Below are 24,932 nucleotides of genomic sequence, written 5' to 3'. Positions count from 1 at the left end.
CTTATTGGACTCTACGAATCCCGGTCAGGAAAGAGCGTCTTGATAGATGGAAGGTTCACATCGACAGGCGGCTCCATGGCCGCGAATTGCCGTACGCCGGTGTAAAGAAGTTCAACGGCAGGGATGGTGAAAAGTGAATCATCGAACCACTCGTCGGGGTCTTCCCAAAGCGCAAGATACGACTTCTTTATTTCTTTATCAGGAACAACACCCAGTTCACAGGCATCAACAAAGTCGCCTAACAGATAAACGCTGCGGAGTTCGTTTGCTGGATGCCGGTCCTCCACTCCGAACTCTTCCATCAGACCTTGTTCAGCATCGTATGGGTCCACGATCCACCTCCTCTCCATGGTTTATCTATCACTTCGCCTGACTTATCAAGTGCTAATACTTTATCACCGTAACGTGGAAATACAGTCGTAAGTTGCCATTCAAAATCGGTATCACCTGAGGTTGGGCCAATGCCTATTTCAACCAGAATGCGATTTCCGTTTCGGTCAACGGCAGATTTTTGTACGTTCCATCCTCCGAACTTAGAACGCTCAAGATAAGTAGGATCGCTAAACCCATCACTTCTTACAGTGCTCAACCATTCGATTAGTTCCGAGTCATTTTGATCAGGGAAGAAGGTCTTTTCAGCAGCAAGAGTCGCTTGAGGATGTGTCTGCCGAATTGCTTGTATTTCTTCACGTATCGGTGAAAGTTGAGAATACGCATGGCCTCCTCTCACGCGTATGTGACCACTGTTGGTGATTTTCGCAGGCTTTCGCTTTGTAATGTGCTCTACCGGCAATGTCGGGTCAATCGACGGCGCAATCTTCGAAAACTCCTCGAACAGTGCCTGATGTCGCGCGCGAGCCGGGTCAGCAACCAAGTCGCGCACCTTCTCCGGCAACACACCAGGACGGACCGAGCGAATGTAGCCATGCTTGTACAACAACTCCACACGATGCTGCTGGTCGCCCTGCGTACGGCTGATGATCTCCGGAACACTGAGCCGCTGAACACGAGACAAGCCTTTCACAGACCCCTTTGGGCGCCCGTAGTAGTACCGCATCGTCTTCGAACGCGACGTCGTGCCCATCGTCGTAAACGACTGGCCAGCCGCCGACATCCCCAGCCGACTATTGACCACCTGATTGATATCAGCCCCGGCGCGAATCGCTGCAGCACCAGACTTGGTAAAGACCTTGTCTTGATCTGCCGCACTCAACGAGTCCCAGTAGGCCTGAACGTCGAAACCAGGCCCCTCGAAGCGGACGGAACCGTCATCCGGGACTGCAACCTGTGTGCAATCGCACCCTGGATGCCGCAGAAACGGCCTGTCCCAATAGCCACGCTTGCCTGCCAAGATCGCGCATCGCGCGCAACATGGCGGGTTCGCCATACGAACGTAGAGCGTCTTTGGCCGCATAAGGCCGGCAACTGCTTTCGCCATTCGCTGGGTATCAATCAACGCGGTTTGGGTAATCGTCGCCAGGAGGTGGCCACCGGCTTCCCATGCTTGGCGATACTCCTGTGGCGTCGGCTCCTCATACAGCGCCAGCCGCTCACGAACACGCTTGGCTACTGCACGCGGAATGATCTCCAACGGATCCCCATCAGGCATATACCCGGCAAACGCGTCAGGGTTGAGCATGCCGATCGGGCTATCTTGCCAGCCGTTGGCCATCAGTTCCAGGTTCATCGTCTTATCCACCAGAGCGGCGTTTTTCGCCTGTGCCCTCGCGATCAACTGAACCACCTGATCGCCAAACTCACGCTCCCACACGTCGATATCCATCGGGGACGCCCGAGGCATCAGATCAATGCGCAACTTGCGCAGCGTCTGCCGCACAATCTTGGATCGCTCAATAGCCTCTTCCCGCATCTCCGGCGGCAATGCCCGAAATGACCATGTTGTACTCATTTCCGCTCACCTCCTGCCTAAAGCCCGGCGCGCTCGAACTTGGCGTCGCTGATGTCGAAGTAGTTATCGCGCTCCTGCGCCAGCCACTCAAGTTCCTTATCGATGCGCGCCTGTGTAAACCCAAGTTCCAGCAGTGCACCACGCACCGACAGGATCGGTTTTCCGCCTGTCTTCTTCGACAACGCGTCCGCGCGCTGTGCCTCCGTCGGGGTTCCTGGGTCGTGCCAAAGAAGCGAGATTTTGCCGTCAGACTCCCAGGCGTGGCGCCGGATGCGCTCAGCAACACCTAGCGACCATGCAAGAGCGGCGCCAATGGCGCGGGACATCCGGTCGACTTGCTTGACAAGGCGTGACTCGTCGGCGCGGATAGAGCCTTCTGCCGCCGGATTGGCCGTGTTTTGGCCCATCATGCGCACAGGCAGTCCGGTGACAGTTGCCGCCTGTTCTGCAAGCATGGTGATGGTTTTGTGGAAGCCGGCAAGGTCTGCGCCTGGCAATTGCTTGACGTCGGCGCCCTTCGTGGAGATAGCCCAGACGCTGCCAAGGTAGGTTTCCCACTCGTCGACAGGGTTGCCGTACTCGTCTTGGAAGTCGGTCCTGGCGACGCCAAGGGCGATCTTCTGGGGTGTCGAGACGGTCTCCATTGCCATCTGCAGTTGCAGCATCACGCGGCCAGCCATGTTCACCAATGGCTTGAGGTCGGAGAACTGCGTTTCTCCCTTCCACACATCGTCGGAGGTGTCTTGGTTGAACGCCATGACTACCGGCACACGGCCCAGGCCGTGCTCGATGCGCTGTACTGCCTCCCACTTGCCTGCCCGGCGCGAAATCATGATGGTTTCGTTTGGGAGGTAGAGGGTCATGTGGGCGGCTCTGCCGGTTTCTGCGCGGTAGATGCGCAGTGCGGCTTTTGTTGCTCGGGTGATGGGGTCGACGATGATGGCGAGGTTTTTGGGTGATTCGACGCGGATGCGTGGCCTGCCGCCGTCGGGATCTGCTGCGATGGAGAGGGCGCAGCGTCCGAGGACGATGAAGTCGCGTACGAGCAGTGGCAGGGAGGCGTCGAGGTAGTTTGATTCCCAGTCTTCGCGGAGTTCTTTGTCTTCGCTGGTTTCGCCTGATCGGAGGATCATGCGCACTTCCATGCGCTCAGCGAGCACGGAGGCGTATGTGCGGCACCAGTTGAGTGGGAATGCGAATGGTTGCACGTCCGGTGGGATTGCGATGCCGAGGTTGCCGATGTCTTGGATACCTCGGTAGTAGCGCTCGTTTTCCCTGTCGGCTGGTTTGGCCTGCTGAATCTTGTGGAAAAGCGCCTGCATTAGGCGTTGTTCTTCGTCTGTGAGCATGTCCGGTCACCTCCTGCGTCTTCCGAGCACTATGACTCCTGATTCGTGTGAGTTTCCCCAGCCTGCTGCGTGGGCGTCCATTGCTGCTTCGTGGGCGACTACGGAGGCCATTGCGGCGTCGATCTTCTGGTGGTCTGTGGGCTTGCCGAGGATGTATTGCTGGCCGGGTTTTGCGACCCGTTTGGCGTTGGCCACCGACATTGCGGTCAGCGGACACCCGTCGTGTGTGATTCGTCCGGTGGATAGGTCGATTTCGAAGCGAGAAAGTGCGGCGAACATGCGCCGGATTGAGTTTGTGGGCCACTCGAATACGGTTTCGTCGCCGTGAGCCAGTGACCAGTCGCCGATCTCGGAGCGCCAGTCTTGCGGGTCGCAGTACATTCGCTCTACGTCGAAGCGGTCGAAGAGTTCATCAACGGCGGCGATGACTTCGCCGCGGGGAATGCGCCCGCCCCATTGGGCGGGATTCCAGATCGTTGGGCGCGAATCTGGCCCGTAGCGGGGAGTGAACTGGAAGCCGTCGACGGTCTCTGCGCGGATTGCGGTCCAGTCGTTGACCTCCGAGCCGTCGAAGCCAAGACAGATACGAGTCCCGTCAGGCGGGTTTGCCATCCATTCCATATGCGCCCTCCCAAAGTCCTGCTGGCAGCCAGGTGCCAGACGCGTAGGTTGATCGGTTGCCGAAGAAGCGCTCCGCTTGCTCGGGGTCACGGTGGTTGAGTTCCTGGGCTTCAGCCTCAATCGAATCGAGGTTGACCCATGGGGTGCCCATGTAGACGTATTCAAGGATTGCTCGGCGCTCCTCGCTGTTTGACCAGCGCAGGTCTGCAGGAGGTTGTGGGTAGAACCGGAACACGTCATCGACTGGCGACTCGAACGTTTGCTGCGCGACCGAGTTCACTGCGGTGTTCCAGGCGTTCGTGGTCTCAATCGAGCGACCCGACATACCTGCCAGGCCACGACGTTGGTTGTCAGCCAGTTTCGTCATCCGGTTCGACGCCGTCCACAGGCCCGTCTCGTCCTGGACGACGAAAGACACCGGGTTACCGACTTTCGAGTCCGCAGAGGCGGTGACCACGTCGATACGGTCAGCATCTTCACCACCTTCATGTCCAAGGACACGCACGAACGTGCCCAAGTCCTTCAGCAGCCACTTCAACGGGCCCAGCCGAATCATCGAGCGCAAAGGACGGTACGTGTTATCGGTCTGGTCCTCACTCGTCGCCGTAATCTGCAGCAGCGGCGACGGATGCGGCCTGCCCATCGGCTCGCCCGACATGTACTCAAACTCGAAACCACACGGACACCCCCAATCAGCACACCGATACACATCACCAGCCTGCGCAAACCCACAAAACTCTGCAGGACCAACAGCCTGCAGCGCGCACATCGTCGCCGCCCACGGACCTTTGCCCATCTTCTGCGGCAACACCACCTGCATACGGCGATACCGAAACGCCTGGTTGCCAAGAGGATCACCCTCCCAGACCAGCCCGGCGCGAATCTCGCCGAACTTTGCCGCACACCAGAACTGCCAATCCGACCAGCGCATTGGTTCGCCGCGTCGGTAGCCGTCTGGGACCCTGCAGTGCGCTTGTACCCATGCGTCCCACAGGTCGCCAAGCGTTGGGAAATCGACTTTCCAGTCTTGCAATCGTTATTCGCGGAGTCGGCGGCGTATCTGCACCACATTTTGACCGGCACGAGAGGCGTTCGACTCCGCCTCCTCCTTCTCGGTCTTGGCGCGAACCTCCCAGCCGTTTTCACGCATTCCTGCAGGCGTCAGCCCAATGGCATCGGCAAGTCGCATGGTCTGTGTCATCGTCGACGGTGACGCATCAGGCTGTTCGCTTTTGACAGCCCAGTGCACATAATGCGCAATCATCAGCCACCGCCACGGTTCTTCTGCCCAGGCGACGGCTTGCGGGTAGCGCCACATTTTCTTCCACAGCGCGATTTCCCTATTGGGTCGCTTCGGCAGCGGCCAAGCCGGAATTCGGCCGGTGTAGCCCTCTGCCGGCAACTGCCGCAACGAACCCGAAATCCCGCGTTGCTCGGAACGTTTAGATGTCGGATCCGGACGCGGACCGGAGCGAATTCGAGCACCACCAGAACCCATAATTACCCCTCCTACCTGGTTTTTTGAACCCTAAAAACTTCTTTCCGCCCTAGCCCACGGCGCAGGTGGTGGCTGGTTGAGGGGTACTCCCCCACCCCGACGAAACGCCGGTCCCTTTTTCCGCCGAGCGGCCAATCCGTGACGCGAGTTGCACGCCCGACACAGCACCGTCAGGGGTTGATCGAGAGCACCACCGAGCACGAGCGCGTCAGCGTGCTGTGCGGTTAAGTCAGTGGCTCGGTGCGGTGGGCGTTGGAAGCCGGGACAGATGTTGCCGTACCGGGCGCGGTGCGCTGCGACCGCGTCGGCTCGGCGCCGCCGCTCCACCGGGTCACGGTAGGCAACCTTCGTGGGAACAGTACGACGTTGGTGCTGTTCGTGAAGTGCCGCATGGCTTCGACACAGCCCACGCGAATGCGTCGAGTCTGGGCAGCCAGGTACTGCACAAATCGTGTTCGCTCTTGCCATTGCGTCACCTCCCAACATCTACAACAAAAGCCCCAAACCGGACGGCTGGGGCTTGAAACTTCTTACAATGCGCAAGCATAGCACCCTGGGTGGCTGGTTTAGAATGCTCGCTCATTTCCCCAGCCCAAGGACGTCTTCTAGACGCACCAATCGTGCCCCATCAGGCCGCACTGTCGAGGGTATTTGCCCGCGCTCGATGGCCGTTTGAATCTTCCACCTGGACACTGGATAACCCAGATGTGCGGCCCAACGCTGCATCTGGCGAGCAGTGCCGTAAGCCGGCGGTTCAATGTCTTCACCAGTCGGCTCTACAACTTCCATCACCACCGCAGTAAGCCCCGCCAGTTCCGTCGCCATCATTTCCGCCCATGGCTGCTTGCGAATCACATCGATGTGTCGAGCCAACCAACGCGCACGCACTGCTGCGTCGCGCTCACCGGGAGCCGACTCGTGCACATCCAATGCTGCAACCACACGCCCACACCAGAAGCCGAGCGTGCTCTCAACCCGGCAAATCAGATCAGCAATATCGATCACCAAAGGAGGCTTCGACCCCCGACGGGCCGGAGGCCGGCTAAACCTTTCACCAATTCCCCGACGTGGAACCAATAACTCTTCAAGCAACGGAGAGCGAGACTCTAAGAGATATAACCATCTATCCAGGTCGTCAATCATTTCTTCCCACCTCCACGTCTGCCCCGCTTACGGCGTCTTCGTACAGGCCCGGCCCGACCCGTCCCGTCCCGACCCGACCCGGACAACCCCGGATCGTCACCCTGCCTACCCGTGAAATCAAACGGATATCCGTTTGATTTTATCGATTCGTTACCTTTGCGTCGGCGCCTCTGCCGCGCTGCACTGTCAGCGGTGTGTGCTGCCCGTGGTTGAGACGCTGCTGCAGTTTCCCGCGCTGCTCCCTCAACCTCCGCTGGCGCTCCATCCGCCCGCGCTGCTGCAGGCTTTCGGCGATACTTATCAATCGGCTCACGTAACCATGCGGGTTCATCTTCGTGGTCTCGTGACCGGACTGGTTGCCCGGTCGAAGTGGTAGGCGCTGCTGTCTCGTCAGACGCTGCTGCCAGCCGCGCTGCACTGTCAGCGGTGTGTGCTGCCCGTGGTTGAGACGCTGCTGCAGTTTCCCGCGCTGCTCCCTCAACCTCCGCTGGCGCTCCATCCGCCCGCGCTGCTGCAGGCTCCAATTCCAACTCAGATTGTGACTTCTCCACATGGATACCGTTGGCAACGGACCATTTATGGGTATTGATGAAGTTTATGGTCGATGTTTCATAATGCGGGAACATCGGGGCTTGACGCAGTTCGAAGCCTTCCTTGCCCGCTTTCCTTTCAGAGTTACACCCGCGACAAGCGACAACCAGTGTTTCCACCGTTGACTCTTGGTGCGAGTTCAAACTATCGATCGTGCCGCCACGGTTCGACTTGTGGTCGGCGAAGTTCACGGTACGTCCACACCACCGGCATTGGTCGCCGTCGCGTACACGCACGGGGATCGTCAGTTCTGGATTGCGACGATCACGAGTGCGGTCACGGTCGATCTCAACCGCCGCCTTGCTTCTCATGTGGACGAACTCAATGTCATTCTTCAGCCTGTACAGCCACCGTTCCTCCTGTTCGTCCTTGTAGTTCTCTACCAGCGTCGCCGCACGCAACACGTCCATCAGTTTCTTCTCGCGGCCCGGCGCGAGTACGCCGACGAGACCTGGTTCGACGACGTAGTCGGTGAGGTGTGCTGCTGATGATGTTGCGAGGGCGATGAAGAGTCCGAGTGCCTCGAGTTTCAATGCATGGTCGTATTCGCATGCTTCCACCAGGCGTGACATCAGTGGGTGGGTGTTGATGTTGTCGCCGACTCTGAGCCAAGCCATGGTGGCCTCCTTTCTGGGTTATTTGGTGGTGCGGTTGGTGCGGGATAGGTGTGGGTGGCAGTTCTCGCAGAGCCCTTCGCCGCAGTGTTGGGGTGCCGGCGTTTGTGCAATGAGGTCTGGCGTGGCGAACTGTGGCCACATCCTTTGACCACATCCTCTGCAGGTGGCTTGCCGCTCTACGGCGTCTTCCTCGGGCAGTTTCTTGATCTTCCGCGAGGGGGTCGCGCTAAGCGCTAGATCGCTGTAGCGGCCCGCCACCACACCGGCAACGCTGATGCCGGCACGCTCCATGTCAGATAAGTAGGCCTCGCACGCTTCCAGTACCGGGCAGGACGCGCAAAGCATGCGTGCTTTGGCGTGTGCTGCTTCACGCAACTCCGTCGACCCGGTGGTGTCCCACGGGATCAACTCACCGCTGCGGACTTTGCGGCGCCACTTCTTCTGCTGGCAGATACCTTCGATCATGCTGGCGCGAACTCCGGTGCCGCTACTCGCACGATCTTGGCCACTGGATTAGCCGGTTCGCTGTCCGCATCAGATTGCTCTGCGTCGGAGGGCTCGGCGTCCTGGTCGTGCTCCGGCGACTGGTCTTGTGCCGTCTCGTTGTCGGCCTTGTTACGTGATTCTGGTGTTTCCGCCATCGACAATTGCCAGCCAGGGCCGACGACATACCACCGCACCGCATTGTCACGCACGAGACGCTGCATCAACCCGACCGGCTTATCAAGAGCCTTGGCCACGCTTGCGACAGTGGCGAGTTCCTCCGGTGGGAACAGGAACGACCCTCCAGGCCACGTGCTCGTCCTGGACAATGCTTCCCGGTGGTTGCCGGGAAGCACCGGCTCGGCTTCGCGGTACTCATTGCGGCCACGGGCAATCGGAAACAAGCCCGTCTCGTCCCGCAGGCGAAGCGCTTCCTCGCCGATACGCAACGACACCAACGGGTCGGAGTCAAGGCCCTTTGGCATCTTGATCTCGAAGCCAGCAAGAGACGCCGCAACCGGCTTGCTGATGTCAATGACATGATCGCGGTCTTCTACCCAATGGATGAAGTTCGCGTGCAACGTCGTGGCAAACGTGGCTTTCTCGTTTACTGCCGATACGGCGAGTTTCTCCTCGGACGGCCTGCTGAGCCGCACGAAGGAAAGTTCCTTCTTGCCGGCGATCTTCAACGCCGCACGCAGCGCGCGAGAGAGTGAATCCATGCGGCAGATCAGCAGCGAATCAGACGTGCTGTGCGAAGTCATTGTGTGTCTCCTTTCATCTCTAGAAGTGGAATCTGGTTAGGCAGTACGCGGTGCTGGTCATCGTCTTTCGATAGCCAGCGCCACAACTGCTGTTTTCGTTTCAGTGGGAGCGCGCTCCACCACACATCGAGGTCGCGTTCATCCACGTGGCCCGCCCGGCAGGTTCAACTGCGAAAGGCGCGCGGCGAGCCAGTCAGGATCCACACGAGGCTTGGTGCTGTCTGGCCACTTCGGGCACGTCTTTTCATGCCGCTTCCACAAAAGCGAACCTTGCGCGCGCATCGCGGCGGCCTCCTGCATGTCCACCCACAACGCATACGTGCGGTGGCCACCACCCTCGACAGGACGCTTATGCATCATGTGATCACCTTCAGGATCCGGGGAGGCGTCGAAACTGACTTCCTCGTCCTCGGCCATTCCTTGGTGTGTCCACGCCAGTTTCACCGGCTCGCCGCAGTACTGACAGTGCGGCAACTTCTTACTTTTCCTGGTCATCGTCGCCCCTTGTCTCCAAAAGGTGCTGGGCCCGACGCAGTGCGGTGAAACTCTTACCGGCGTTCTCCTCGAACTGTGTCACCGCAACGTCCACATGGTTTTGAAGCGACCGCCAAAACGCAGGATCGCCCGCGCGCTTGGTTCGCGATTGCAAGGTCTTCAACGACGCCTCGGACTTCGCCAGCGCACGCTCTGCTTCCTCGCGCGCCTTGCGCTCCTCGTCCGCATGCTCCTGGGCAACCGCAGTCTCACGCTTGATGGTGCGCCTTTTCGTCTCGCGCTCTTCAAGCAACTGCTTACGCAGATCAGCCAACTCGTCAGCACTCTTTTGGTGCTTGCCGCGCAACACTCGCGCTGAATCCAGTGCCGAACGGCGTTCCTGCTCCGCTTTCTTTACTTGCTCTTTAAGCCGCAGGTTGTCGTTGTGCGCGGCTTCGTACTTGTTCGACATCTGCCGCCACTCTTCTTCCAGCGCTTCCAGTCGCTGCGCATCAACCGCCGGCGAGCGCGGCACGTCCGACAACGCCCGCTCTAACTCGGCGTTGCGGTCCATGACATCCTGCAGTCGGTTCATCACCACGTCGACGAGCAACGGCACCTGCGGGCCCTGAATCTGAATCTGTCCCATCACAGCACCTCCAAAGCAAGCACCAAACCAACCGCGAACACCAAGGTCGCCAGCGCGAAACCCCACAAAGCAGCACGCACCTGAACAGCCCCATGGACTAGAAACTTCGGCCCGGCGACCGATTCGTCCACATCCGCAGCCAACAGATCTTCGACATACCTCTGCCAACGCCGCGGGACACGCCCGAAGTAAAACGCCGCAAGTTCTGTAACCTCTGCCTGAAAGTTCCTGCGCGCAATCCAATACGGATCACGCCGGTTGTCTGTCGACGACGCCATCACGCCTCGCCTCCCATCACCCACACGAACACCGTCCACGCCCAAATCGTTACGACGATCAACAGGGCCTCGCAGATGCTCTTCCACAGCGGTTGGTCGGTCTCGTCCTGGGCGTCGCGGACACGCGCTGCCGACGGAGAGACACACTCAAGCGGGATACGATGACGCGGCGCAGGCGATGCGGGTTTCTCCAGCACCCCAACAGCAGCCGCGATAGCGGTCCAATCATTTGTTTGCATTGCTGTTCTTCTTCCTGTGAAACGTTTAGGGCAGTGGAGGCGCACAGTGCCGTACTGTCACCGACGGATATGGCCTTGAGAGGGACGAGATATTCCTCCTTGCCACTGCCTAGTGCCCGGCGCGGGAGTCGAACCCGTGCTACACCGGTCGGGCTGTTGCGAGTCTTTGGTCAACTCGCTTGCGTGGAGTCGCCGGCGAGTTCTCCTAGCCTTTCGGCGAAGCGTTGCATTTGCCCGGCTGACAGGTCGATTGCTTCTGTTCCGTGGGGCAGGTGCAGCGCAACTCTTGCTTGGTTGCTAGCCCGGTATGCGTAGGCGCGCATGCCTGCGGGTAGTCGGGCCATGGTGTCTTTGTTGTTGTTCACCTGGAGTGTCCTTTCGTGGCGTGAGTGGGGTGGGTTTCTGTTGCGTCGTTGTCGGGTGCGCAGGCGCTTACGCTTCGATTCGAAAAAGTTTCGATTCGATGTAGGCGTTGACGCTGCGTTCGGTGAACCGCACTTTGCGGCCGTCTTTGAATCGCTCCAGGTGTCCGGCGCGGTAAAGGTTGCGGACCGTGTTCTTGGAGACGCCGAGTTGGTCCATGACCTCCTCGTATTTCAAAAGCTTGATACTCATTGCAGGTCCTTTGCCCGCTCTTTGGCGGCGTCAACGATGCAGTTGAATTCGGTGCTGGTCGATCCAAGGTCCTGGTGCATGTGGAGGACAGCTCGCTTGTAGCCCTCTTCGAACGCTTCCGACCGTCCGAAGTCGTCTTCGAAGGACTTAAGGTCGGCCATCGCCTGGCTCATTCCACGGATGGTGTTGTGCCAGAACTGTTCGGTCGGCATTTCGTTGTCTGACTCGGTTCGTTTCCAGAGCATTGGTTGTTCCTTCTTGTTCGGTTATGGCTAGGAGTTTCCGTTTTCCTGCTTGTGGCTATGTCCTGAAATTCCGCAGTAATCTCGGCTCCTAGCGCAGCTGGCGCTAGAAAGTGAGGTGAAAATCAATGGACTTTGACTTCCACATCGACGGATTACGGGAGCAGGTAGAGCGGCTTAATGCCGCTGGTGCGTCCGATTCGAATCTCTCGTCTAGGCAGTTCTGGGTGAAACACCTTGACGCCCTGATAGCCCTTCAAGAGACTGATTCAGTCAGTAGCGCTGAAGTGATCCAGGCACTGATCAATTCCTTGCATTGGGCGGGCGTTGCGATTGAGCATCTTGAGGAGCGCGTGGCCGTTCTTGAAGCCGGCCAATCTGCTCACGGATCCGCCGAATCGTAGGAACCTCATACTTGGGGAGTTTCACGCGGATCGTGTGCACAGCCCTGCCGGTACCGACAGGCGTCACCCGCTCCTTGCTCCTGGCGCCGGAAGTTGCCCCTTCCGGCGCCTTTTCATTTGTTGACACCATTAGCGTTTCCTTTCTTTGTGACGACTGCGGTGCCTGCCCGGCGCGTCTAGGCGACGGCGGGGTTGAGGATTTCGGCGGCTTTTAGGTGAGCCGAACGGCGGGCCTCGAGAATCGCCGCAGTCTCTGGCGTGACTTCGGCGCCATAACGGAGATGTTCGAGTTGCTTCTCGGTCAGGCCGAGGAACGTTGCGAGGTCATAGTCGCTCGTCGCGTTGATTTCAGCGGCGAGGTTGTCGAGGAATCCAGGTCGTAGTTTCATCCGCTCTCCTGTTTCGTATTGCACCTTCCGTACACATTATGAAACATTGCTACGCATTTTGCAACCTTTTTAACTTTTCGACGCTTGACATGCTCAAATAGGCGTTGCATAATGCAACTGTGGATATTGAAACCTGGATTAATTCCCTACCGGGGGCGCCCAGCATCACGGCTGTGGCTTCAGCGGCCCGCATTCAAAAGACAACTCTCTTCCGCCAGATTGAGCGTGGAGCGATTTCCGCAGAGAATGTGATTCTGATCTGTCAGGCATACGAAATCGACGTCGCGGATGCGCTGATCGCCCACGGCTACTGCACCGAGACTGACTTCAAGGTTGAGTCACTCGCTATCCGCGAGGCGCTCGAACGCGCTGATTGGTCGGAGATCTTCGACGAAATCACGAAGCGCGTTAATGCGTCGCCGATGTTCGAGGGCGACTTCGAACTGTCCCTCGATTCGCCGGTGCATATTCCGGAGCCTGCCGACCTGGAGGAGAAGCGCAAGCAGCGCGAGGCTGACGTCGACAAGCAGTTCAAGGGCGCGGACTGGCGCAGCAAACCGAAACCGGGACGAGACGCGTATGCCGCAGACTCGTCTCCACGCGAGCCGCAGATGGGCGACGACGAGTACCACGATGGCCCCTAGTTACGTCGACCTACTCGACATGGCCAGCAGGCTCGGTGTGTGGGTTGATGTTGACGACGTCGGCTGGCTCGAAGGAGGCGAAACCGGCGGCTGGTTTCCCGAACACGACCTCATACTGCTTGCGCCCGGCCTGCACCCCATCGAACAACGCTGCACGCTGGCGCACGAACTTGGCCACGTCACCCACGAACACCGAGCCGGCATCACCGGATGGCTAAAAGCGCGGCAAGAGCAACAAGCAGACCGATTCGCCGCCACACTGCTGATCTCCCCGATAGAGTACGAACTTGCGGAACGTCTCTACGGGCACAGCCCAAACCTGCTCGCACAGGAACTAGACGTCACAACCAACATTGTCACCACCTGGCAACGCCTCTACGAAAGGACACACGTAAGACGGCCAGCGCCACCCCCACCTATGCGGTGATGCACCACAAGACCCTCTCTGCTTCTGAGCTTTAAACAGAGTTAATTCCCCTAGAAAGATTCACTGATATGCCCCATCCAGACGAAGTAGTCATCTACAACACCGACGACGGAAAGGTACAGGTGCGTCTCCAGGTAGTCGAACACGACGCGTGGCTTACTCAAAAGCAGATGGCGCAACTCTTCGACGTCACTACCTCCGCCATCTCCCACCACATCAAAGAAGTCACGCTGTCGAGGGAAATTGGCGAAGAGTCTACTTTCAAACAACTTTTGAAAGTACCTGGTCAAAGCCGGTCTGTAAATCACTACAACCTCGACATGATTATCGCCGTCGGGTACCGCGTCCGCGGTCCACGCGGAAGCCAATTCCGCACATGGGGAACCCAAGTGCTCCGCGAATACCTAGTTAAAGGTTTCGCACTCGATGATCAGCGCCTTAAAAACGACAACCACGACACCTACTTCGACGAACTGCTAGAGCGGATCCGCGAAATCCGCCTGTCAGAACGCCAATTCTTCCGCAAGATTTGTGACGTCATCGCCGCCTCCAGTAGCGACTACAACCCCAAGCGCACGGACGTACAGCAGTTCTTCGCCTCGATACAGAACAAACTGCACTTTGCAGTACACGGCAAGACCGCTGCCGAGCTCATAATCGCGCGCGCCGACGCCGCCAAGGACAACATGGGCCTGACTAACTGGGACAGTGTCAACGGGCCGAAAACCAAGGATGTCATCGTCGCTAAGAACTACCTCACCGACGACGAATTGCGAGAGATGGCACGACTGACCACCATGTACCTCGACTATGCCGAAGACCGCGCTGATAAACGTCAAGGAATGCTGCTGAGTGACTGGAAAGAGCTCACCGACAAATGGCTTGTATTCAACGAACGCGAGGTCCTCAAAGGGTCCGGTAGCCGCAGCCACAAACAAGCTACCGACTACGCAAAGGAGCAATGGGAAGCCCACAAGCGGAGTCTCGACGCCAAAGTAGACGCGAAAGACATGGCCGCGCTAGAGACAGCCGTTCGAGACATGAAGAACAAATAAATGCACTCTACGGGGCCGGAGATTGTTCAACCGCCGCAGAGCGGACGCTTCGACGGCGCCACAATTCCACCATTTGCCAACTTGATGCATAGCGTGTTAGCGCGCTATGCTGTAGGTAGTTCCACAAGGAACAACGAAGAAAACTCAACAGAGAAAGGAGGCAAGGTGATTGAATTCATCGCCACAATCACCGCCATCTGGCTAACAATCCTCAAGACCAGGGAACACTTCACAAAGTACCCACTCAAGAAGAAGAACCCGCCAGAGATTGAAAAGTAGAACCCCGGTTCCGACTAAGCCAAGTAGCCGGAACCGGGGACTACCCCAACACTAACCCACAGAAAGGAACCAAGCAATGACCATAGCCACCGTAGCCCTCTTCATTATCGGCGCCATCTTTAACTGGCACCCCGCCACGCTTGCCGCCATCGGCGCATGCGCAATCCTCTGCCTCACACTCGACACCCGAGCACTCATCATGAACCGAAAGGCATAACGATGCGCCCCATCATTACTGACGCAGACACCGGACGCGAACTCTGGCGCGTCAAAGAGTGCGCCACCCATTGCGGCATCAAACCATCCACCTGGACTACCTACACCGCACAGGGACGCACACCGGCTCCCATTGCTCACTTCGATGGCAGAACCCCCCTCTGGGACGCCGAAGAAGTTAAAACCTGGCACGCGAAACGACCCGGCAGCCCAGTGAAAAACCACCCCAAGTAGGTTGGAACGCTACGAGAAGAGCGTCATTATGATGACCCGGCAAGCGACAACCGCAAGACCCGCCAAGATAGCAACCATGACCAGGAAGTCGACGAACACACACAGCCAGTAGAACTTTGGCCACATGTCGCGAGCGGTATTAAACCGAACGTAAGGCGGGTCATCACTAGAGGTTGCACAGTCCGCCAGGAACTGGAACATGCCAATCGCTGGGTGCCACTTCACCCAGGACATCAGAAACGCCGGGGAATTGACGGGCTTCTGCATTGCTGCCGCTGGCGGGTCCGGGCTTGGATGCTGCTGCTTGGCCTGCGCTGCCATAACCCGCGCTTCAGCACTCGGCTGGACGTCGACCTTAGCGTCTTCGGTCTTCCGCTGGTCCGCGTTTGTCAGATCGTCCATTACTCCGGGTTCTTCTCCAGACGGTCACAACGCTTACGCACTGCAGGAACAGACACGCCGAAGTGCTCCGCTGCCGCGTACTCCCCTTGGGTATCCACGATGCTCAACAATTCATCGGCAGGCATCAGTAGCGCACCTGCGAACTCGTCCGCATAGAACTCATGGAGGTTGTAACCGTCAGACTTGCGGTAGTCGATGAACGAATAGTCATCATCGCCGGCGATCGAAGCACGCTCGATCAAATGGCCGATCTCGTGCGCGAGCGTGAAACGCTGCCGCTGCGGGGTCTCAAGCGAATTGATGAAGACCTCCGGGGCAGTGTCCTTCTCCTTGAGCACAAAACCAGACACATCCGGCTCAAGCGGCTGCAGCCACACACGGGCGCCGAGCATGTTGGCCATCTTGACCAAGTTGTCCAACCCAAAACTGCCCGGATCCAGCACGGAGCGCAGCCGGTCAGCCTCCTGCCTCGCAGACTCCCACAACAACATCGGCGCACCTCCTTACCTACTCGCCGCCAGTATATCCATCCCCCACGACGCTACTGCCACACAAAACCAGCCTCGCCCGACGCGACCGGTCAAGCAGTTTGTTCGTCTGTCTTGCGCTGCTTGCGCTTCTCCTCCAGGTCGGCGACGCCGTCGGGCAGTCCCTCTAGTGCGCGGTTGACGCTATCGAGGACTTGGCGCTTCTTGGCTTCGGTGGTGCGCATGTAAATCTCGGTGATCGTGCGCAGGTCGCGTTGGCCGAGGATTTCGCCGATGGCGGGGATTGGCATGCCGGCTTCCACCAGCGTGGTGATTAGCCAGACGCGGCCATAGTGGGGTGTGATGCGGACGTCTTTGTGCCCGGCGCGCTCTTTGGCTCGGTTCATGATCGAGCGGTATGAGGTGTCCATGACGATTTTTCCGGTGGGGCCGGTGAAGAGGAATGCGTTGGGGCTGGGGTTGGTGAAGTGTTTGAGGTGGTATTCGAGGTCGTCGTTGTAGTGGGGGAAGATTGGGACGTGGCGGTTGCCGGCGGCAGTTTTGACGCTGTTTTTGTAGGCCATGCCGCGTTGTTCTTTGGGGCCGTCGGTGACGCGGTAGGCGTTGCCGTTGATGTGGAAGGTCCATGTGTCGCCGTGTTTGGTGAAGTCTTTGCGTTGTGCGCCGAGGGCTTCGCCGAGTCTGACGCCGTGGACGAGGGTCAGGATTGCAATGAGTTTGTGGTCTCCCTTGACGTTGCGGGAGGTTGAGGTTTTGGGGTCGAGTTCCTTGATGATGTCGGTGATGACCTGGTTTTCGGGCAGTTGCTTGCGGTCGTGCTGTATTGCTTTCGCGGCTGAGGGCAGTACGACTGGGTTGGCGTCGATCATGCCGCGCTCGACGGCTGCTTCGATTGCGGTTCGCAGACGTTTGTAGGCCGCTCGGTTCGTCGGTGGGGTGTCGTACTGGAGGTTGATTGCGTCCCACCATGCTGCGATGTCTCGGCGGGTGAGGTGAGTTAGCGGAATGTCTTTTAGGCAGGCTGCTTTTCCAGACACTTTGAGGATGCGCCGGTTGATGGTTTGCGTGTAGTTCTGGTGCGTGGCGGGGCCGAGTGGGTTGGTCCCGCGCGTGCGCAGTTCGAGCCATTCGGTAAGCCAGGCGCCGACAGTGCGGGCATCGTCCTCTTTGGCCTGGGCGCGTTGCTTCGGTGGGATCCAGTCGCCACGGTCAATGATCTTGCGCTCGTTGGAGAGCCAGGCGTAGGCGTCATCGGATTCGGGGAATGTTGTGGAGGCGGAATGTTTCTTGCCGTCGGGTCCGGTGTAGCGTGCGCGCCAGCGTCCGGAGGGGAGTTGGGAGACGGTGCCGAACTGTCGTTTCGTTGGGCGGCGGGGTGCCATGGTCTCGTCCTTTTCGTGGTCTCTGCGTGGTCTATACGTGGTCCACGATAGCCGTTTTCGTGGTCTAAACGTGGTCTACGGAATGAACGGCATTGTGCTTTGGTGCACCTTCCTGCACTTTCATTTATTGCTACTACCAGCACAAATAAGAAGAAACCCCCAGGCCCGTAAGGGTCTGGGGGTCTCTTTCCAGTGGAGCCGCCGGGAATTGAACCCGGGTCCTTCACCACCGCACCAGGGCTTCTCCGTGCGCAGTTCGCACAGAATCTCTGCTCGGCCCTCCGGATCAGGCGAACATGTCCGGATGACGGGCCCAGTCAGTGAAAAATGTCCCTTCCAAGGCCCCACTGACAGGGCCGGAAGGCAAGTCCCCTAAGTCGACGCCAGGTACCGGGTCGGGGACATCCCCGGCCTGACGGACACGCAGGTCGCTGAACCTTTCTAATTAGGCAGCGAGGGCGTAGTCACGCTGAGAGTTCTTCTCTGCGTTTATTAGTTACAGCGACGCTTTCGGTGGTCTCCTGCCTGCACCGGCACGCTTCCCCTGGCTAAGTGATGAAGTCGAAACCAAATCGACCCCTTCAACTACGAAGAAACGTAGGAGAAGAGACGTTACCCGACGCGGCGCACAAGCACAAGGGGCCGGGCGCGCCGGAGCACAAGGGGCCGAGCGCGCCGGAGCACAAGGGGCTGGGCGCGCCGGAGCCTGAGCAACGCCCGCAAGCCCGCCTCAGCCGGCAAGCCCGCCCCAGCCGGCAACCTACTCCGTGAACGCTGGGCGGACGCGGAGGAATTCGATGACGGCGTCGGGGCCGGCGTCGACAGCTAGGCGGGCTGCCTTGGCTACTTCGGTGGCGGCCATCTTGGGCAGGCCGTCGTCGCCGGAGAGCATGTCGGTGTCGGTGCGGCCTGGGTGCAGCGAGGTCACGCGGACCTTGCCGGCCTCTTCCTGGGCGAGTGAATCGGTAAAGCCGCGCAGCGCGAACTTGGAGGCGCAGTAGGCGGAGTTGTTGGCGATGCCGTGGTAGCCGGCGCCGGAGTTGATGGTGATGATCAGGCCGTTGGATCGTCGTAAAGCAGGAAGCAGCGCGCGGGTAAGCGTCACGGGCGCGTGGAGGTTGACTTCCATCGTGTTGCGCCAGGAGGCGTCGCCGACCTCTTCCAGGGAACCGTTTTCCATCACGCCGGCGGCCAGCACGAGGACGTCGAGTTCGTCGATCTCAGCGGCGGCGCGCTCAATAGCTGCGGTATCCGTCAGGTCCACCTCGAACGGCTCCGCGCTCGGCAGCGCCGAAACAATCTCGGACGCGTCCCGTGACGCGCCCGCGTAAATGTGGTGGTCCTTGCCAAGTTCTTCAGCAATCGCGCGACCGATGCCGCGAGACGCTCCAGTAATCAGTGCCTTTTTCATAGGCCCCCACCGTACTGAAAACGCTACGCCTTGATGCCCTTCAGCTTGCGGCCCAGCTCACGGGTGATTTCGCGGTCCTCGGTGCGTCGCTTGATGGCGCGGCGCTTGTCGTAGTCCTGCTTACCTTGGCCGAGGCCCAACTCGACCTTGGCGCGGCCGTCCTTGAGATAAAGCGATAGCGGGATGAGGGTGCGGTTGCCGTCGCGGACTTTGCCTTCCAGCGAGTCGATCTCGCGGCGGTGCAGCAGCAGTTTGCGGGTGCGGCGCGGCGGGTGGTTGGTCCAGTGCCCCTTGGAGTATTCGGGGATGTGCATGTTGCGCAGCCAGACTTCGCCGTTGTCGATGGTGGCAAACGCCTCGACGAGCGACACCTTGCCTTCGCGCAGCGCCTTGATCTCGGTGCCTTGCAGGACGAGCCCGCACTCCCAGGTGTCCAAGATGGTGTAGTCATGGCGAGCTTTCCGGTTGGTCGCCAGGACGCCGGTGTTGGAAAGCTTCTGCTTTTTCTTCTTCTTGGACATAGGCGCTCGAGTGTACTACTTACGCACGTAGGAGCGAAGTGCCACCTGTGCTGCGAGGCCGCCGAGCACCATGGCGACGAGCCCGGTCAGTGGCATGACGGCCCACACGGCAGAGTCTGGGACGCGGGCGATGAGTTGGGAGGCATAGAGGTCGCCAAGCAGCGGGTCCACCAGGAACTGCTTGCCGGCCCACACGCCGAGGGTGGCCAGCACCGCGCCGAGCAGTACGGAGATCACGGCCTCAAGCACGAACGGGGCTTGGGTGTACCAGCGCGAGGCGCCGACCATGCGCATGATGCCGATCTGTTCGCGGCGGTTGAACGCAGCCAACTGCACCATGTTCGCGATCAGGAACACAGCGGCCAGCGCCTGTGCGGCGGCGATGACGAAGGCGGCGTTGCGGAACGTGTTCAGCGTGCCGGCGGCGGAGCGCACGGTGTCGGCTTGGTCTGAAATGACGGTGACCTGCGGCAGCTCACGGATCGCGTCAAGCGGCGCGGTGTCGGTCGGGTCCTCCAGGCGCACGTGCAGCGCGGCCGGCAACGCATCCGGGGTGGTTTCGCGCACGAGTTCCGGCTCGGCGTCCTGGAACAGTTCCACGAACCGCTCGTAGGACTGCTCGCGGGAGCGGAAGGTGACTTGCTCGACGCGGTCGTCGCCCTGCAGTGTGTCGCGCACCTGCTTACAAGCGTCGGTGGAGCAGTCCTTGTCGTTGGCAGAGATTTCCTCGTCCAACTCCACCATCACTTCGACGCGGTCGAGGTAGAGCTTCTTCGTATCGGCCGTGGCCTGCGAGATCAAAATGCCAGTGCCGACGAGCGCGAGCGAGAGCGCCGTGGTGATCACCAGTGCGATGGTCATGGTCAGGTTGCGGCCGAGCCCTTTGAAGCCTTCGCGGAAGATGAAATTCCAGTTCATGGTTACTTCCTCACATCCCCGTAGACGCCGTTTTGTTCGTCGCGCACAACCTTGCCCAGTTGCAGTTCGATGACACGTTTGCGCATGTCATCCACCGCACGCGCGTTGTGTGTGGACATGACCACGGTGGTTCCCATGCGGTTAATACGCGCAAGCAACGCCATGATTTCGTCGGCGGTGCCGGGGTCGAGGTTGCCCGTGGGCTCGTCGCAAAGCATGAGCTTTGGCTTATCGACGAACGCACGCGCAATCGCAACACGCTGCTGCTCACCACCTGACAACTCGCGCGGCATACGATTCGCCTTCGCGCCGAGGCCGACAAGTTCGAGCGCCTCCGGCACGAGTTTGGCAATGCGGTCCTTCGGTTTGCCGATGACCTCAAGCGCGAACGCCACGTTGTCGTACACGTTGAGGTTGGGCAGCAAGCGGAAGTCCTGGAACACGTAGCCGATGGACTGGCGCAGTGTGTTGATCTGCTTGCCGGACAGTGCGTTGACGTGGAAGTCGCCGAAGTAGATGTCGCCGGAGGTGACGTTTTCCTCGCGGATCATCAACTGCAAGAACGACGATTTGCCGGAGCCGGACGCGCCGATCAGGAAGACGAACTCGCCGTCTGGGATCTCCAGGGTGACGTCGTTGAGCGCGGGGCGCGTGGACGTCGGATACGTCTTGGTCACATGGTCGAATCGGATCACGCGACACACCTTACCCGTTACTGGTGTGACTCTTGTTGCTGCTGTGCCATGCGCCAGCGGATGCCGGCCTCCAGGAAGCCGTCGATGTCGCCGTCGAGCACCTTCTGCGGGTCGCCCACCTCATAGTCGGTGCGCAGGTCCTTGACCATCTGATACGGGTGCAGGACATAGGAGCGCATCTGGTTGCCCCAGCTGGCGTTGCCGCCCGCGCCAAGGGCGTCCATCTCCGCCTTTTCTTCCTGGCGCTTCTTCTCCAGCAACTTGGACTGCAGCACGTTGAGCGCCGAGGCCTTGTTCTGAATCTGGGACTTCTCGTTCTGACAGGTCACCACGATGCCAGTCGGAATGTGGGTGATGCGCACCGCGGAGTCGGTGGTGTTCACGCTCTGCCCGCCCGGGCCAGAGGAACGGTAGACGTCCACGCGGATGTCCGAATCCGGGATGTCAATGTGGTCGGTGTGCTCCACGACCGGAAGCACCTCCACCTCGGCGAACGAGGTCTGGCGGCGGCCCTGGTTATCAAACGGCGAGATACGCACAAGCCGGTGCGCGCCCTGCTCCACCGACAACTGGCCGTAGAGGTAATCGCCGTGCACAACAAAGGTGGCGGACTTAATGCCGGCCTCTTCGGCGTAGGAGATGTCGTACACATCCACCTTGTGGCCAGCCTTTTCCGCCCAACGCACGTACATACGCATGAGCATCTCCGCCCAGTCCGCCGCGTCCACGCCACCGGCGCCAGAGCGGATGTTGACCACGGCCTCGCGCTCGTCGTATTCGCCGGAGAGCATGGTCTGCACCTCGAGCGAATCGATTTGCGCTGCCACGTCCGCCAACTCGTCGTCGGCCATCGAGGGGTCGCCTTCTTCTTCGGCGAGTTCGTACATGACCGGCAGGTCGTCGATACGCGAGCGCAACGACGTGACCTTCTTCAACCGCGACTGCACATTGGAAAGCTCAGTGGTCACCTGCTGTGCGTGCGCCGGATCGTCCCAAAGAGACGGGTCGCCGGCTTGGACCTCGAGTTCGCGGGCGCGCTCGCGGAGCACGTCGAGGTCCATCACCTTCTCGATAGTGGAAAGTGTGGACGAAAGATCCTTAATCCGCGCTTGAGTCTCGGGCTGCATAACCGGGAAGTCTAGCGAACTGCCTGACGCAGCCACCACGACGGGATAGAGTGTGCTGCGACCCCACACGGGCGCCCGAGGCATCGGGCTGAGATCGCGCTACGCCTGCGCGAGCACCGTTCGAACCTGTCTGGTTAGCACCAGCGAAGGAAGTAAGGAGAAGGTCGTGCCTGAAACGCATGCCGATATTTATGCCCAGGAAATCCACCCCAAGCACGCATACGCGCCGATTCTGAAGGACGGGCTGGAGGTTCCAGAAACCGCCATCCACCTGGACGACTCCCCTACCGGCCCCAACGAGCCGTTCAAGATCTACCGCACCCGCGGCCCCTGGGCCGAGCCGGAAGTTGGCCTGCCCAACCTGCGCGGCGAGTGGATCACCGCCCGCGGCGACGTGGAGGAATACGTCGGCCGCGAGCGCAATTTGCTTGACGACGGCCGCGCTGCCGTCCGCCGCGGCTCCGCCAGCGAAGAGTGGCGTGGCGCCTCCCGCAAACCGTTGCGCGCCAAGCCGGGCAAGCGTGTCACCCAGATGGCCTACGCCCGGCGCGGCGAAATCACCCGCGAGATGGAATTCGTGGCGCTGCGTGAACACTGCGACGTAGAGAAGGTCCGCGCGGAGGTTGCCGCCGGCCGCGCGATCATCCCGAACAACGTCAACCACCCGGAAAGCGAGCCGATGATCATCGGCAACGCGTTCCTGACCAAGATCAACGCCAACATCGGTAACTCCGCCGTGACCTCCTCCATCCGCGAAGAGGTGGAGAAGCTGCGCTGGGCCACCCGCTGGGGTGCCGACACCGTCATGGACTTATCCACCGGCAACGACATCCACGCCACCCGCGAGTGGATCCTGCGCAACTCCCCCGTGCCCATCGGCACTGTGCCCATCTACCAGGCGCTAGAGAAGGTTGACGGCATCGCCGAGGACCTGACCTGGGAGATCTTCCGTGACACCGTCATCGAACAGTGCGAGCAGGGCGTGGACTACATGACCGTCCACGCCGGTGTACGCCTCCCCTTCGTGCCGCTGACCTCCAAGCGCGTCACCGGCATCGTCTCCCGCGGCGGCTCGATCATGGCCGGCTGGTGCCTCGCCCACCACAAGGAATCCTTCCTGTACGAAAACTTCGACGAGCTCTGTGAGATCTTCTCCCAGTACGACGTCGCATTCTCGCTTGGCGACGGCCTCCGCCCCGGCTCCGTCGCCGACGCCAACGACGCCGCCCAATTCGCCGAACTCAAAACCATCGGCGAACTCTGCCGCCGCGCCTGGGACTTTGACGTCCAGGTCATGATCGAAGGCCCAGGCCACGTGCCCCTCAACATGATCCAGGTGAACAACGAGAAGGAACAAGAATGGTGTGGCGGCGCGCCGTTCTACACCCTCGGCCCCCTGGTCACCGACATCGCCCCTGGCTACGACCACATCACGTCCGCCATCGGTGCCGCCAACATCGCCGCCGGCGGCACCGCGATGCTGTGCTACGTCACCCCGAAGGAACACCTGGGACTTCCCAACCGCGATGACGTGAAAACCGGCGTGATCACCTACAAACTCGCTGCTCACGCCGCCGACGTGGCCAAGGGTCACCCCGGCGCGCGCGACTGGGACGACGCCATGAGCAAGGCACGCTTCGAGTTCCGTTGGCACGACCAGTTCGCCCTCTCCCTCGACCCCGACACCGCGCAGGCCTACCACGACGAAACCCTGCCCGCCGAGCCCGCGAAGACCGCCCACTTCTGCTCCATGTGCGGACCAAAGTTCTGCTCGATGCGCATCAGCCAGGACATTCGCGACGAGTTCGCCGACCAAATCGCAGACCTCGGCATGCCGTCATTCGACTTCTCGGGCGGTGCTGGCGGCGCTGGCGGCGCTGGCGGTGCTGGCGGTGCAGGCCCCGACGCCAAGGCCGGCGAGCGCGAGATGGCTCAGGAGTTCCGCGACTTAGGCTCCAACGTCTACCTCCCCGAGACCCGCGAGGGTGCGCCGACTGCGCCATAATGGCGGCGTGACTGAAGCATTTATCAACGCACACCGTTCCTCCTCCGACGCCGAACTGGCCGCCGCGCTTGTCCAACACGCCGGCGGCCTTGCCCTGCGCATGCGCGCCGAGGGCCTGGGCACGGAGTTCAAAACTTCCGTGTCCGACGTGGTCACGGAGGCGGATCGTGCCGCGGAGCGTTTCGTCGCCAGCGCGCTCGAGGCGCTTCGCCCCAACGACGGCGTCATCGGCGAGGAGGGCGCCAACCGCCCCTCCCGCACCGGACGCACCTGGGTGATCGACCCCGTCGATGGCACCTACAACTTCTCGCAAGGCTCCGACTACTTCTGTTCGGCGCTCGCTCTTATCGACGACTCCCCGTCCCCCACCCCAACCATCTCCGCCATCCACCGCCCTGCACTTGACACCACCTGGGTCGCTGCGGACGGCGAGGCCACCCGCAACGGCGTTGCCCTGCCCACCCTTGCCGACGCCCCGCTCGCCGAAAGCGCGGTGGTGACCTACCTCCACCCCACCTTTATGTCGGATGATGCCGTTCGCGAGCCCTGGCTGCGCGTGGTTTCAGGCGCCGCCACGATCCGCATGCTCGGCGCCGGCTCTGTCGACTTGGCCAACATCGCCGCAGGTCAAATGGGTGCGTGGATGCAGCACTCCGTCCCCGACTGGGATTGGCTGCCCGGCAAGCCGCTCGTCGAGGCCGTCGGTGGTCGCTGCGTCAAGGTCGACGCCGGCGGCGTGACCTGGTGCGTGGCGGGCAACCCCCAGGTGGTCGACGAGGTCGCCGCCCGCCTCCGCGGCTAGCGGTCTTCGCTGTGTCCCCACCCCGCCCCTTCCGTAAAAGTCATTACCGGGAAGTCGTTAG

The 24,932-nt window shown here is 60.3% G+C and carries 35 protein-coding genes, 1 other RNA gene and 1 riboswitch; of the genes, 9 read left to right on the top strand and 27 right to left on the bottom strand.

Going from position 1 to position 24,932, the window contains the following annotated elements; translation table 11 throughout:
- Positions 1-11: 11 nt before the first annotated feature.
- The 8 genes from CCOY_RS03550 to CCOY_RS03515 form a co-directional block, all read right to left on the bottom strand.
- Complete coding sequence (locus CCOY_RS03550) at positions 12-332, bottom strand: hypothetical protein (protein WP_143028458.1); 321 nt, start codon at positions 330-332, stop codon at positions 12-14.
- Positions 302-1,909 (bottom strand): hypothetical protein, encoded by a 1,608-nt coding sequence (locus CCOY_RS03545; RefSeq protein WP_143028457.1) that lies wholly within the window; start codon positions 1,907-1,909, stop codon positions 302-304. Before CCOY_RS03545 ends, CCOY_RS03550 begins: the two co-directional genes overlap by 31 nt.
- A 17-nt stretch (positions 1,910-1,926) precedes the next feature.
- Positions 1,927-3,258: a phage portal protein gene (locus tag CCOY_RS03540; protein WP_092101758.1), complete on the bottom strand. Its 1,332-nt coding sequence runs from the start codon at positions 3,256-3,258 to the stop codon at positions 1,927-1,929.
- A gap of 6 nt (positions 3,259-3,264) precedes the next feature.
- Complete coding sequence (locus CCOY_RS03535) at positions 3,265-3,870, bottom strand: terminase TerL endonuclease subunit (RefSeq protein ID WP_244268698.1); 606 nt, start codon at positions 3,868-3,870, stop codon at positions 3,265-3,267.
- Positions 3,854-4,810, bottom strand: coding sequence for a terminase (locus CCOY_RS03530; RefSeq protein WP_244268697.1), 957 nt, complete (start codon positions 4,808-4,810; stop codon positions 3,854-3,856). Before CCOY_RS03530 ends, CCOY_RS03535 begins: the two co-directional genes overlap by 17 nt.
- Positions 4,811-4,915: 105 nt before the next feature.
- Positions 4,916-5,377, bottom strand: a complete 462-nt coding sequence (locus CCOY_RS03525) for a hypothetical protein (protein WP_092101750.1) — start codon at positions 5,375-5,377, stop codon at positions 4,916-4,918.
- Positions 5,378-5,956: 579 nt separating this feature from the next.
- The gene (locus CCOY_RS03520; protein ID WP_143028456.1) at positions 5,957-6,382 is read right to left on the bottom strand and encodes a hypothetical protein; all 426 of its coding nucleotides are present in this window, start codon (positions 6,380-6,382) and stop codon (positions 5,957-5,959) included.
- A 277-nt stretch (positions 6,383-6,659) separates the two neighbouring features.
- Positions 6,660-7,019 (bottom strand): hypothetical protein, encoded by a 360-nt coding sequence (locus CCOY_RS03515; protein WP_167594505.1) that lies wholly within the window; start codon positions 7,017-7,019, stop codon positions 6,660-6,662.
- A 223-nt stretch (positions 7,020-7,242) separates the two neighbouring features.
- On the opposite strand from CCOY_RS03515, the gene CCOY_RS03510 reads away from it, so the two are divergent.
- Positions 7,243-7,599, top strand: coding sequence for a hypothetical protein (locus tag CCOY_RS03510; protein WP_167594504.1), 357 nt, complete (start codon positions 7,243-7,245; stop codon positions 7,597-7,599).
- A 147-nt stretch (positions 7,600-7,746) separates the two neighbouring features.
- Here the strand turns inward: CCOY_RS03510 and CCOY_RS03505 are convergent, their stop codons facing one another.
- From CCOY_RS03505 to CCOY_RS03465, 9 genes are all read right to left on the bottom strand, one after another.
- Positions 7,747-8,193 (bottom strand): hypothetical protein, encoded by a 447-nt coding sequence (locus CCOY_RS03505; protein ID WP_092101741.1) that lies wholly within the window; start codon positions 8,191-8,193, stop codon positions 7,747-7,749.
- Positions 8,190-8,975, bottom strand: a complete 786-nt coding sequence (locus CCOY_RS03500) for a hypothetical protein (protein ID WP_092101738.1) — start codon at positions 8,973-8,975, stop codon at positions 8,190-8,192. Before CCOY_RS03500 ends, CCOY_RS03505 begins: the two co-directional genes overlap by 4 nt.
- Positions 8,976-9,113: 138 nt before the next feature.
- Positions 9,114-9,470, bottom strand: coding sequence for a hypothetical protein (locus CCOY_RS03495; RefSeq protein WP_143028455.1), 357 nt, complete (start codon positions 9,468-9,470; stop codon positions 9,114-9,116).
- Positions 9,454-10,098, bottom strand: a complete 645-nt coding sequence (locus tag CCOY_RS03490) for a hypothetical protein (protein ID WP_092101732.1) — start codon at positions 10,096-10,098, stop codon at positions 9,454-9,456. Before CCOY_RS03490 ends, CCOY_RS03495 begins: the two co-directional genes overlap by 17 nt.
- Complete coding sequence (locus CCOY_RS03485; protein WP_092101729.1) at positions 10,098-10,376, bottom strand: hypothetical protein; 279 nt, start codon at positions 10,374-10,376, stop codon at positions 10,098-10,100. Before CCOY_RS03485 ends, CCOY_RS03490 begins: the two co-directional genes overlap by 1 nt.
- Positions 10,376-10,615, bottom strand: a complete 240-nt coding sequence (locus CCOY_RS03480) for a hypothetical protein (RefSeq protein ID WP_092101726.1) — start codon at positions 10,613-10,615, stop codon at positions 10,376-10,378. The genes CCOY_RS03485 and CCOY_RS03480 overlap by 1 nt, the downstream gene beginning before the upstream one ends.
- Positions 10,616-10,785: 170 nt before the next feature.
- Entirely contained in the window at positions 10,786-10,980 is a 195-nt protein-coding gene (locus tag CCOY_RS03475) for a hypothetical protein (RefSeq protein ID WP_143028454.1), read from the bottom strand.
- A 67-nt stretch (positions 10,981-11,047) separates the two neighbouring features.
- Complete coding sequence (locus CCOY_RS03470; protein WP_092101724.1) at positions 11,048-11,230, bottom strand: helix-turn-helix domain-containing protein; 183 nt, start codon at positions 11,228-11,230, stop codon at positions 11,048-11,050.
- Positions 11,227-11,475, bottom strand: a complete 249-nt coding sequence (locus CCOY_RS03465) for a hypothetical protein (protein ID WP_092101721.1) — start codon at positions 11,473-11,475, stop codon at positions 11,227-11,229. The genes CCOY_RS03470 and CCOY_RS03465 overlap by 4 nt, the downstream gene beginning before the upstream one ends.
- A 125-nt stretch (positions 11,476-11,600) precedes the next feature.
- On the opposite strand from CCOY_RS03465, the gene CCOY_RS03460 reads away from it, so the two are divergent.
- On the top strand, positions 11,601-11,876 hold the full coding sequence (locus CCOY_RS03460; RefSeq protein WP_092101718.1) for a hypothetical protein: 276 nt from the start codon (positions 11,601-11,603) through the stop codon (positions 11,874-11,876).
- Positions 11,877-12,052: 176 nt separating this feature from the next.
- On the opposite strand, the gene CCOY_RS03455 is transcribed toward CCOY_RS03460, so the two are convergent.
- The gene (locus tag CCOY_RS03455; protein WP_092101715.1) at positions 12,053-12,265 is read right to left on the bottom strand and encodes a hypothetical protein; all 213 of its coding nucleotides are present in this window, start codon (positions 12,263-12,265) and stop codon (positions 12,053-12,055) included.
- Between the two features lie 173 nt (positions 12,266-12,438).
- On the opposite strand from CCOY_RS03455, the gene CCOY_RS03450 reads away from it, so the two are divergent.
- The 5 genes from CCOY_RS03450 to CCOY_RS03430 all read left to right on the top strand — a co-directional run bounded on the left by CCOY_RS03450 (position 12,439) and on the right by CCOY_RS03430 (position 14,887).
- Complete coding sequence (locus tag CCOY_RS03450) at positions 12,439-12,909, top strand: hypothetical protein (protein WP_167594503.1); 471 nt, start codon at positions 12,439-12,441, stop codon at positions 12,907-12,909.
- On the top strand, positions 12,845-13,336 hold the full coding sequence (locus CCOY_RS12135; protein WP_353959158.1) for an ImmA/IrrE family metallo-endopeptidase: 492 nt from the start codon (positions 12,845-12,847) through the stop codon (positions 13,334-13,336). The genes CCOY_RS03450 and CCOY_RS12135 overlap by 65 nt, the downstream gene beginning before the upstream one ends.
- A 68-nt stretch (positions 13,337-13,404) precedes the next feature.
- The gene (gene rhuM, locus CCOY_RS03440) at positions 13,405-14,391 is read left to right on the top strand and encodes a RhuM family protein (RefSeq protein WP_092101709.1); all 987 of its coding nucleotides are present in this window, start codon (positions 13,405-13,407) and stop codon (positions 14,389-14,391) included.
- Positions 14,392-14,670, top strand: coding sequence for a hypothetical protein (locus CCOY_RS03435; protein ID WP_208856583.1), 279 nt, complete (start codon positions 14,392-14,394; stop codon positions 14,668-14,670). It abuts the gene before it with no gap.
- Positions 14,671-14,746: 76 nt separating this feature from the next.
- On the top strand, positions 14,747-14,887 hold the full coding sequence (locus CCOY_RS03430; protein WP_167594501.1) for a hypothetical protein: 141 nt from the start codon (positions 14,747-14,749) through the stop codon (positions 14,885-14,887).
- A 242-nt stretch (positions 14,888-15,129) separates the two neighbouring features.
- On the opposite strand, the gene CCOY_RS03420 is transcribed toward CCOY_RS03430, so the two are convergent.
- From CCOY_RS03420 to prfB, 9 genes are all read right to left on the bottom strand, one after another.
- A complete protein-coding gene (locus tag CCOY_RS03420; protein ID WP_092101703.1) occupies positions 15,130-15,522 on the bottom strand; it encodes a hypothetical protein in 393 nt (130 codons plus the stop codon).
- Positions 15,522-16,013 carry an ImmA/IrrE family metallo-endopeptidase gene (locus tag CCOY_RS03415; protein ID WP_092101700.1) on the bottom strand — a complete coding sequence of 164 codons (492 nt, stop codon included), beginning with the start codon at positions 16,011-16,013 and terminating at the stop codon, positions 15,522-15,524. The genes CCOY_RS03420 and CCOY_RS03415 overlap by 1 nt, the downstream gene beginning before the upstream one ends.
- Positions 16,014-16,102: 89 nt before the next feature.
- Positions 16,103-17,392: a tyrosine-type recombinase/integrase gene (locus CCOY_RS03410; RefSeq protein WP_092101698.1), complete on the bottom strand. Its 1,290-nt coding sequence runs from the start codon at positions 17,390-17,392 to the stop codon at positions 16,103-16,105.
- Between the two features lie 190 nt (positions 17,393-17,582).
- Positions 17,583-17,972, bottom strand: a transfer-messenger RNA (tmRNA) gene (ssrA, locus tag CCOY_RS03405).
- A gap of 180 nt (positions 17,973-18,152) precedes the next feature.
- On the bottom strand, positions 18,153-18,803 hold the full coding sequence (locus tag CCOY_RS03400) for an SDR family oxidoreductase (protein ID WP_092101695.1): 651 nt from the start codon (positions 18,801-18,803) through the stop codon (positions 18,153-18,155).
- A 23-nt stretch (positions 18,804-18,826) separates the two neighbouring features.
- The gene (gene smpB, locus CCOY_RS03395; protein WP_092101692.1) at positions 18,827-19,324 is read right to left on the bottom strand and encodes an SsrA-binding protein SmpB; all 498 of its coding nucleotides are present in this window, start codon (positions 19,322-19,324) and stop codon (positions 18,827-18,829) included.
- Between the two features lie 15 nt (positions 19,325-19,339).
- The gene (gene ftsX, locus CCOY_RS03390) at positions 19,340-20,242 is read right to left on the bottom strand and encodes a permease-like cell division protein FtsX (RefSeq protein ID WP_092101689.1); all 903 of its coding nucleotides are present in this window, start codon (positions 20,240-20,242) and stop codon (positions 19,340-19,342) included.
- 2 nt (positions 20,243-20,244) lie between these two features.
- Positions 20,245-20,937, bottom strand: a complete 693-nt coding sequence (gene ftsE, locus CCOY_RS03385; RefSeq protein WP_070483076.1) for a cell division ATP-binding protein FtsE — start codon at positions 20,935-20,937, stop codon at positions 20,245-20,247.
- A gap of 17 nt (positions 20,938-20,954) precedes the next feature.
- Positions 20,955-22,064 (bottom strand): peptide chain release factor 2, encoded by a 1,110-nt coding sequence (gene prfB / locus CCOY_RS03380; protein WP_092101686.1) that lies wholly within the window; start codon positions 22,062-22,064, stop codon positions 20,955-20,957.
- A 57-nt stretch (positions 22,065-22,121) separates the two neighbouring features.
- Positions 22,122-22,233: riboswitch (TPP riboswitch) on the top strand.
- On the opposite strand from prfB, the gene thiC reads away from it, so the two are divergent.
- Both thiC and CCOY_RS03370 read left to right on the top strand, forming a co-directional pair.
- Entirely contained in the window at positions 22,231-24,069 is a 1,839-nt protein-coding gene (thiC, locus tag CCOY_RS03375) for a phosphomethylpyrimidine synthase ThiC (RefSeq protein ID WP_092103000.1), read from the top strand. Its footprint overlaps the riboswitch before it by 3 nt.
- Before the next feature lie 7 nt (positions 24,070-24,076).
- Positions 24,077-24,871: an inositol monophosphatase family protein gene (locus tag CCOY_RS03370; protein WP_244268695.1), complete on the top strand. Its 795-nt coding sequence runs from the start codon at positions 24,077-24,079 to the stop codon at positions 24,869-24,871.
- Positions 24,872-24,932 lie beyond the last annotated feature (61 nt).

It is taken from the genome of Corynebacterium coyleae (assembly GCF_030408635.1).
Lineage (GTDB): Bacteria > Actinomycetota > Actinomycetes > Mycobacteriales > Mycobacteriaceae > Corynebacterium > Corynebacterium coyleae.
This window is presented reverse-complemented; position numbering and strand designations above follow the sequence as displayed.

What these genes read in the sequence shown, in the direction of transcription:
- CCOY_RS03545 (WP_143028457.1), bottom strand. Translation starts at nt 1,909, where the DNA reads ATGAGTACAACATGGTCATTTCGGGCATTGCCGCCGGAGATGCGGGAA.
- CCOY_RS03540 (WP_092101758.1), bottom strand. Translation starts at nt 3,258, where the DNA reads ATGCTCACAGACGAAGAACAACGCCTAATGCAGGCGCTTTTCCACAAG.
- CCOY_RS03535 (WP_244268698.1), bottom strand. Translation starts at nt 3,870, where the DNA reads ATGGCAAACCCGCCTGACGGGACTCGTATCTGTCTTGGCTTCGACGGC.
- CCOY_RS03530 (WP_244268697.1), bottom strand. Translation starts at nt 4,810, where the DNA reads ATGCGCTGGTCGGATTGGCAGTTCTGGTGTGCGGCAAAGTTCGGCGAG.
- CCOY_RS03525 (WP_092101750.1), bottom strand. Translation starts at nt 5,377, where the DNA reads ATGGGTTCTGGTGGTGCTCGAATTCGCTCCGGTCCGCGTCCGGATCCG.
- CCOY_RS03515 (WP_167594505.1), bottom strand. Translation starts at nt 7,019, where the DNA reads ATGGAGCGCCAGCGGAGGTTGAGGGAGCAGCGCGGGAAACTGCAGCAG.
- CCOY_RS03505 (WP_092101741.1), bottom strand. Translation starts at nt 8,193, where the DNA reads ATGATCGAAGGTATCTGCCAGCAGAAGAAGTGGCGCCGCAAAGTCCGC.
- CCOY_RS03500 (WP_092101738.1), bottom strand. Translation starts at nt 8,975, where the DNA reads ATGACTTCGCACAGCACGTCTGATTCGCTGCTGATCTGCCGCATGGAT.
- CCOY_RS03495 (WP_143028455.1), bottom strand. Translation starts at nt 9,470, where the DNA reads ATGACCAGGAAAAGTAAGAAGTTGCCGCACTGTCAGTACTGCGGCGAG.
- CCOY_RS03490 (WP_092101732.1), bottom strand. Translation starts at nt 10,098, where the DNA reads ATGGGACAGATTCAGATTCAGGGCCCGCAGGTGCCGTTGCTCGTCGAC.
- CCOY_RS03485 (WP_092101729.1), bottom strand. Translation starts at nt 10,376, where the DNA reads ATGGCGTCGTCGACAGACAACCGGCGTGATCCGTATTGGATTGCGCGC.
- CCOY_RS03480 (WP_092101726.1), bottom strand. Translation starts at nt 10,615, where the DNA reads ATGCAAACAAATGATTGGACCGCTATCGCGGCTGCTGTTGGGGTGCTG.
- CCOY_RS03470 (WP_092101724.1), bottom strand. Translation starts at nt 11,230, where the DNA reads ATGAGTATCAAGCTTTTGAAATACGAGGAGGTCATGGACCAACTCGGC.
- CCOY_RS03465 (WP_092101721.1), bottom strand. Translation starts at nt 11,475, where the DNA reads ATGCTCTGGAAACGAACCGAGTCAGACAACGAAATGCCGACCGAACAG.
- CCOY_RS03460 (WP_092101718.1), top strand. Translation starts at nt 11,601, where the DNA reads ATGGACTTTGACTTCCACATCGACGGATTACGGGAGCAGGTAGAGCGG.
- CCOY_RS03455 (WP_092101715.1), bottom strand. Translation starts at nt 12,265, where the DNA reads ATGAAACTACGACCTGGATTCCTCGACAACCTCGCCGCTGAAATCAAC.
- CCOY_RS12135 (WP_353959158.1), top strand. Translation starts at nt 12,845, where the DNA reads ATGCCGCAGACTCGTCTCCACGCGAGCCGCAGATGGGCGACGACGAGT.
- rhuM (WP_092101709.1), top strand. Translation starts at nt 13,405, where the DNA reads ATGCCCCATCCAGACGAAGTAGTCATCTACAACACCGACGACGGAAAG.
- CCOY_RS03435 (WP_208856583.1), top strand. Translation starts at nt 14,392, where the DNA reads ATGCACTCTACGGGGCCGGAGATTGTTCAACCGCCGCAGAGCGGACGC.
- CCOY_RS03430 (WP_167594501.1), top strand. Translation starts at nt 14,747, where the DNA reads ATGACCATAGCCACCGTAGCCCTCTTCATTATCGGCGCCATCTTTAAC.
- CCOY_RS03420 (WP_092101703.1), bottom strand. Translation starts at nt 15,522, where the DNA reads ATGGACGATCTGACAAACGCGGACCAGCGGAAGACCGAAGACGCTAAG.
- CCOY_RS03415 (WP_092101700.1), bottom strand. Translation starts at nt 16,013, where the DNA reads ATGTTGTTGTGGGAGTCTGCGAGGCAGGAGGCTGACCGGCTGCGCTCC.
- CCOY_RS03410 (WP_092101698.1), bottom strand. Translation starts at nt 17,392, where the DNA reads ATGGCACCCCGCCGCCCAACGAAACGACAGTTCGGCACCGTCTCCCAA.
- CCOY_RS03400 (WP_092101695.1), bottom strand. Translation starts at nt 18,803, where the DNA reads ATGAAAAAGGCACTGATTACTGGAGCGTCTCGCGGCATCGGTCGCGCG.
- smpB (WP_092101692.1), bottom strand. Translation starts at nt 19,324, where the DNA reads ATGTCCAAGAAGAAGAAAAAGCAGAAGCTTTCCAACACCGGCGTCCTG.
- ftsX (WP_092101689.1), bottom strand. Translation starts at nt 20,242, where the DNA reads ATGAACTGGAATTTCATCTTCCGCGAAGGCTTCAAAGGGCTCGGCCGC.
- prfB (WP_092101686.1), bottom strand. Translation starts at nt 22,064, where the DNA reads ATGCAGCCCGAGACTCAAGCGCGGATTAAGGATCTTTCGTCCACACTT.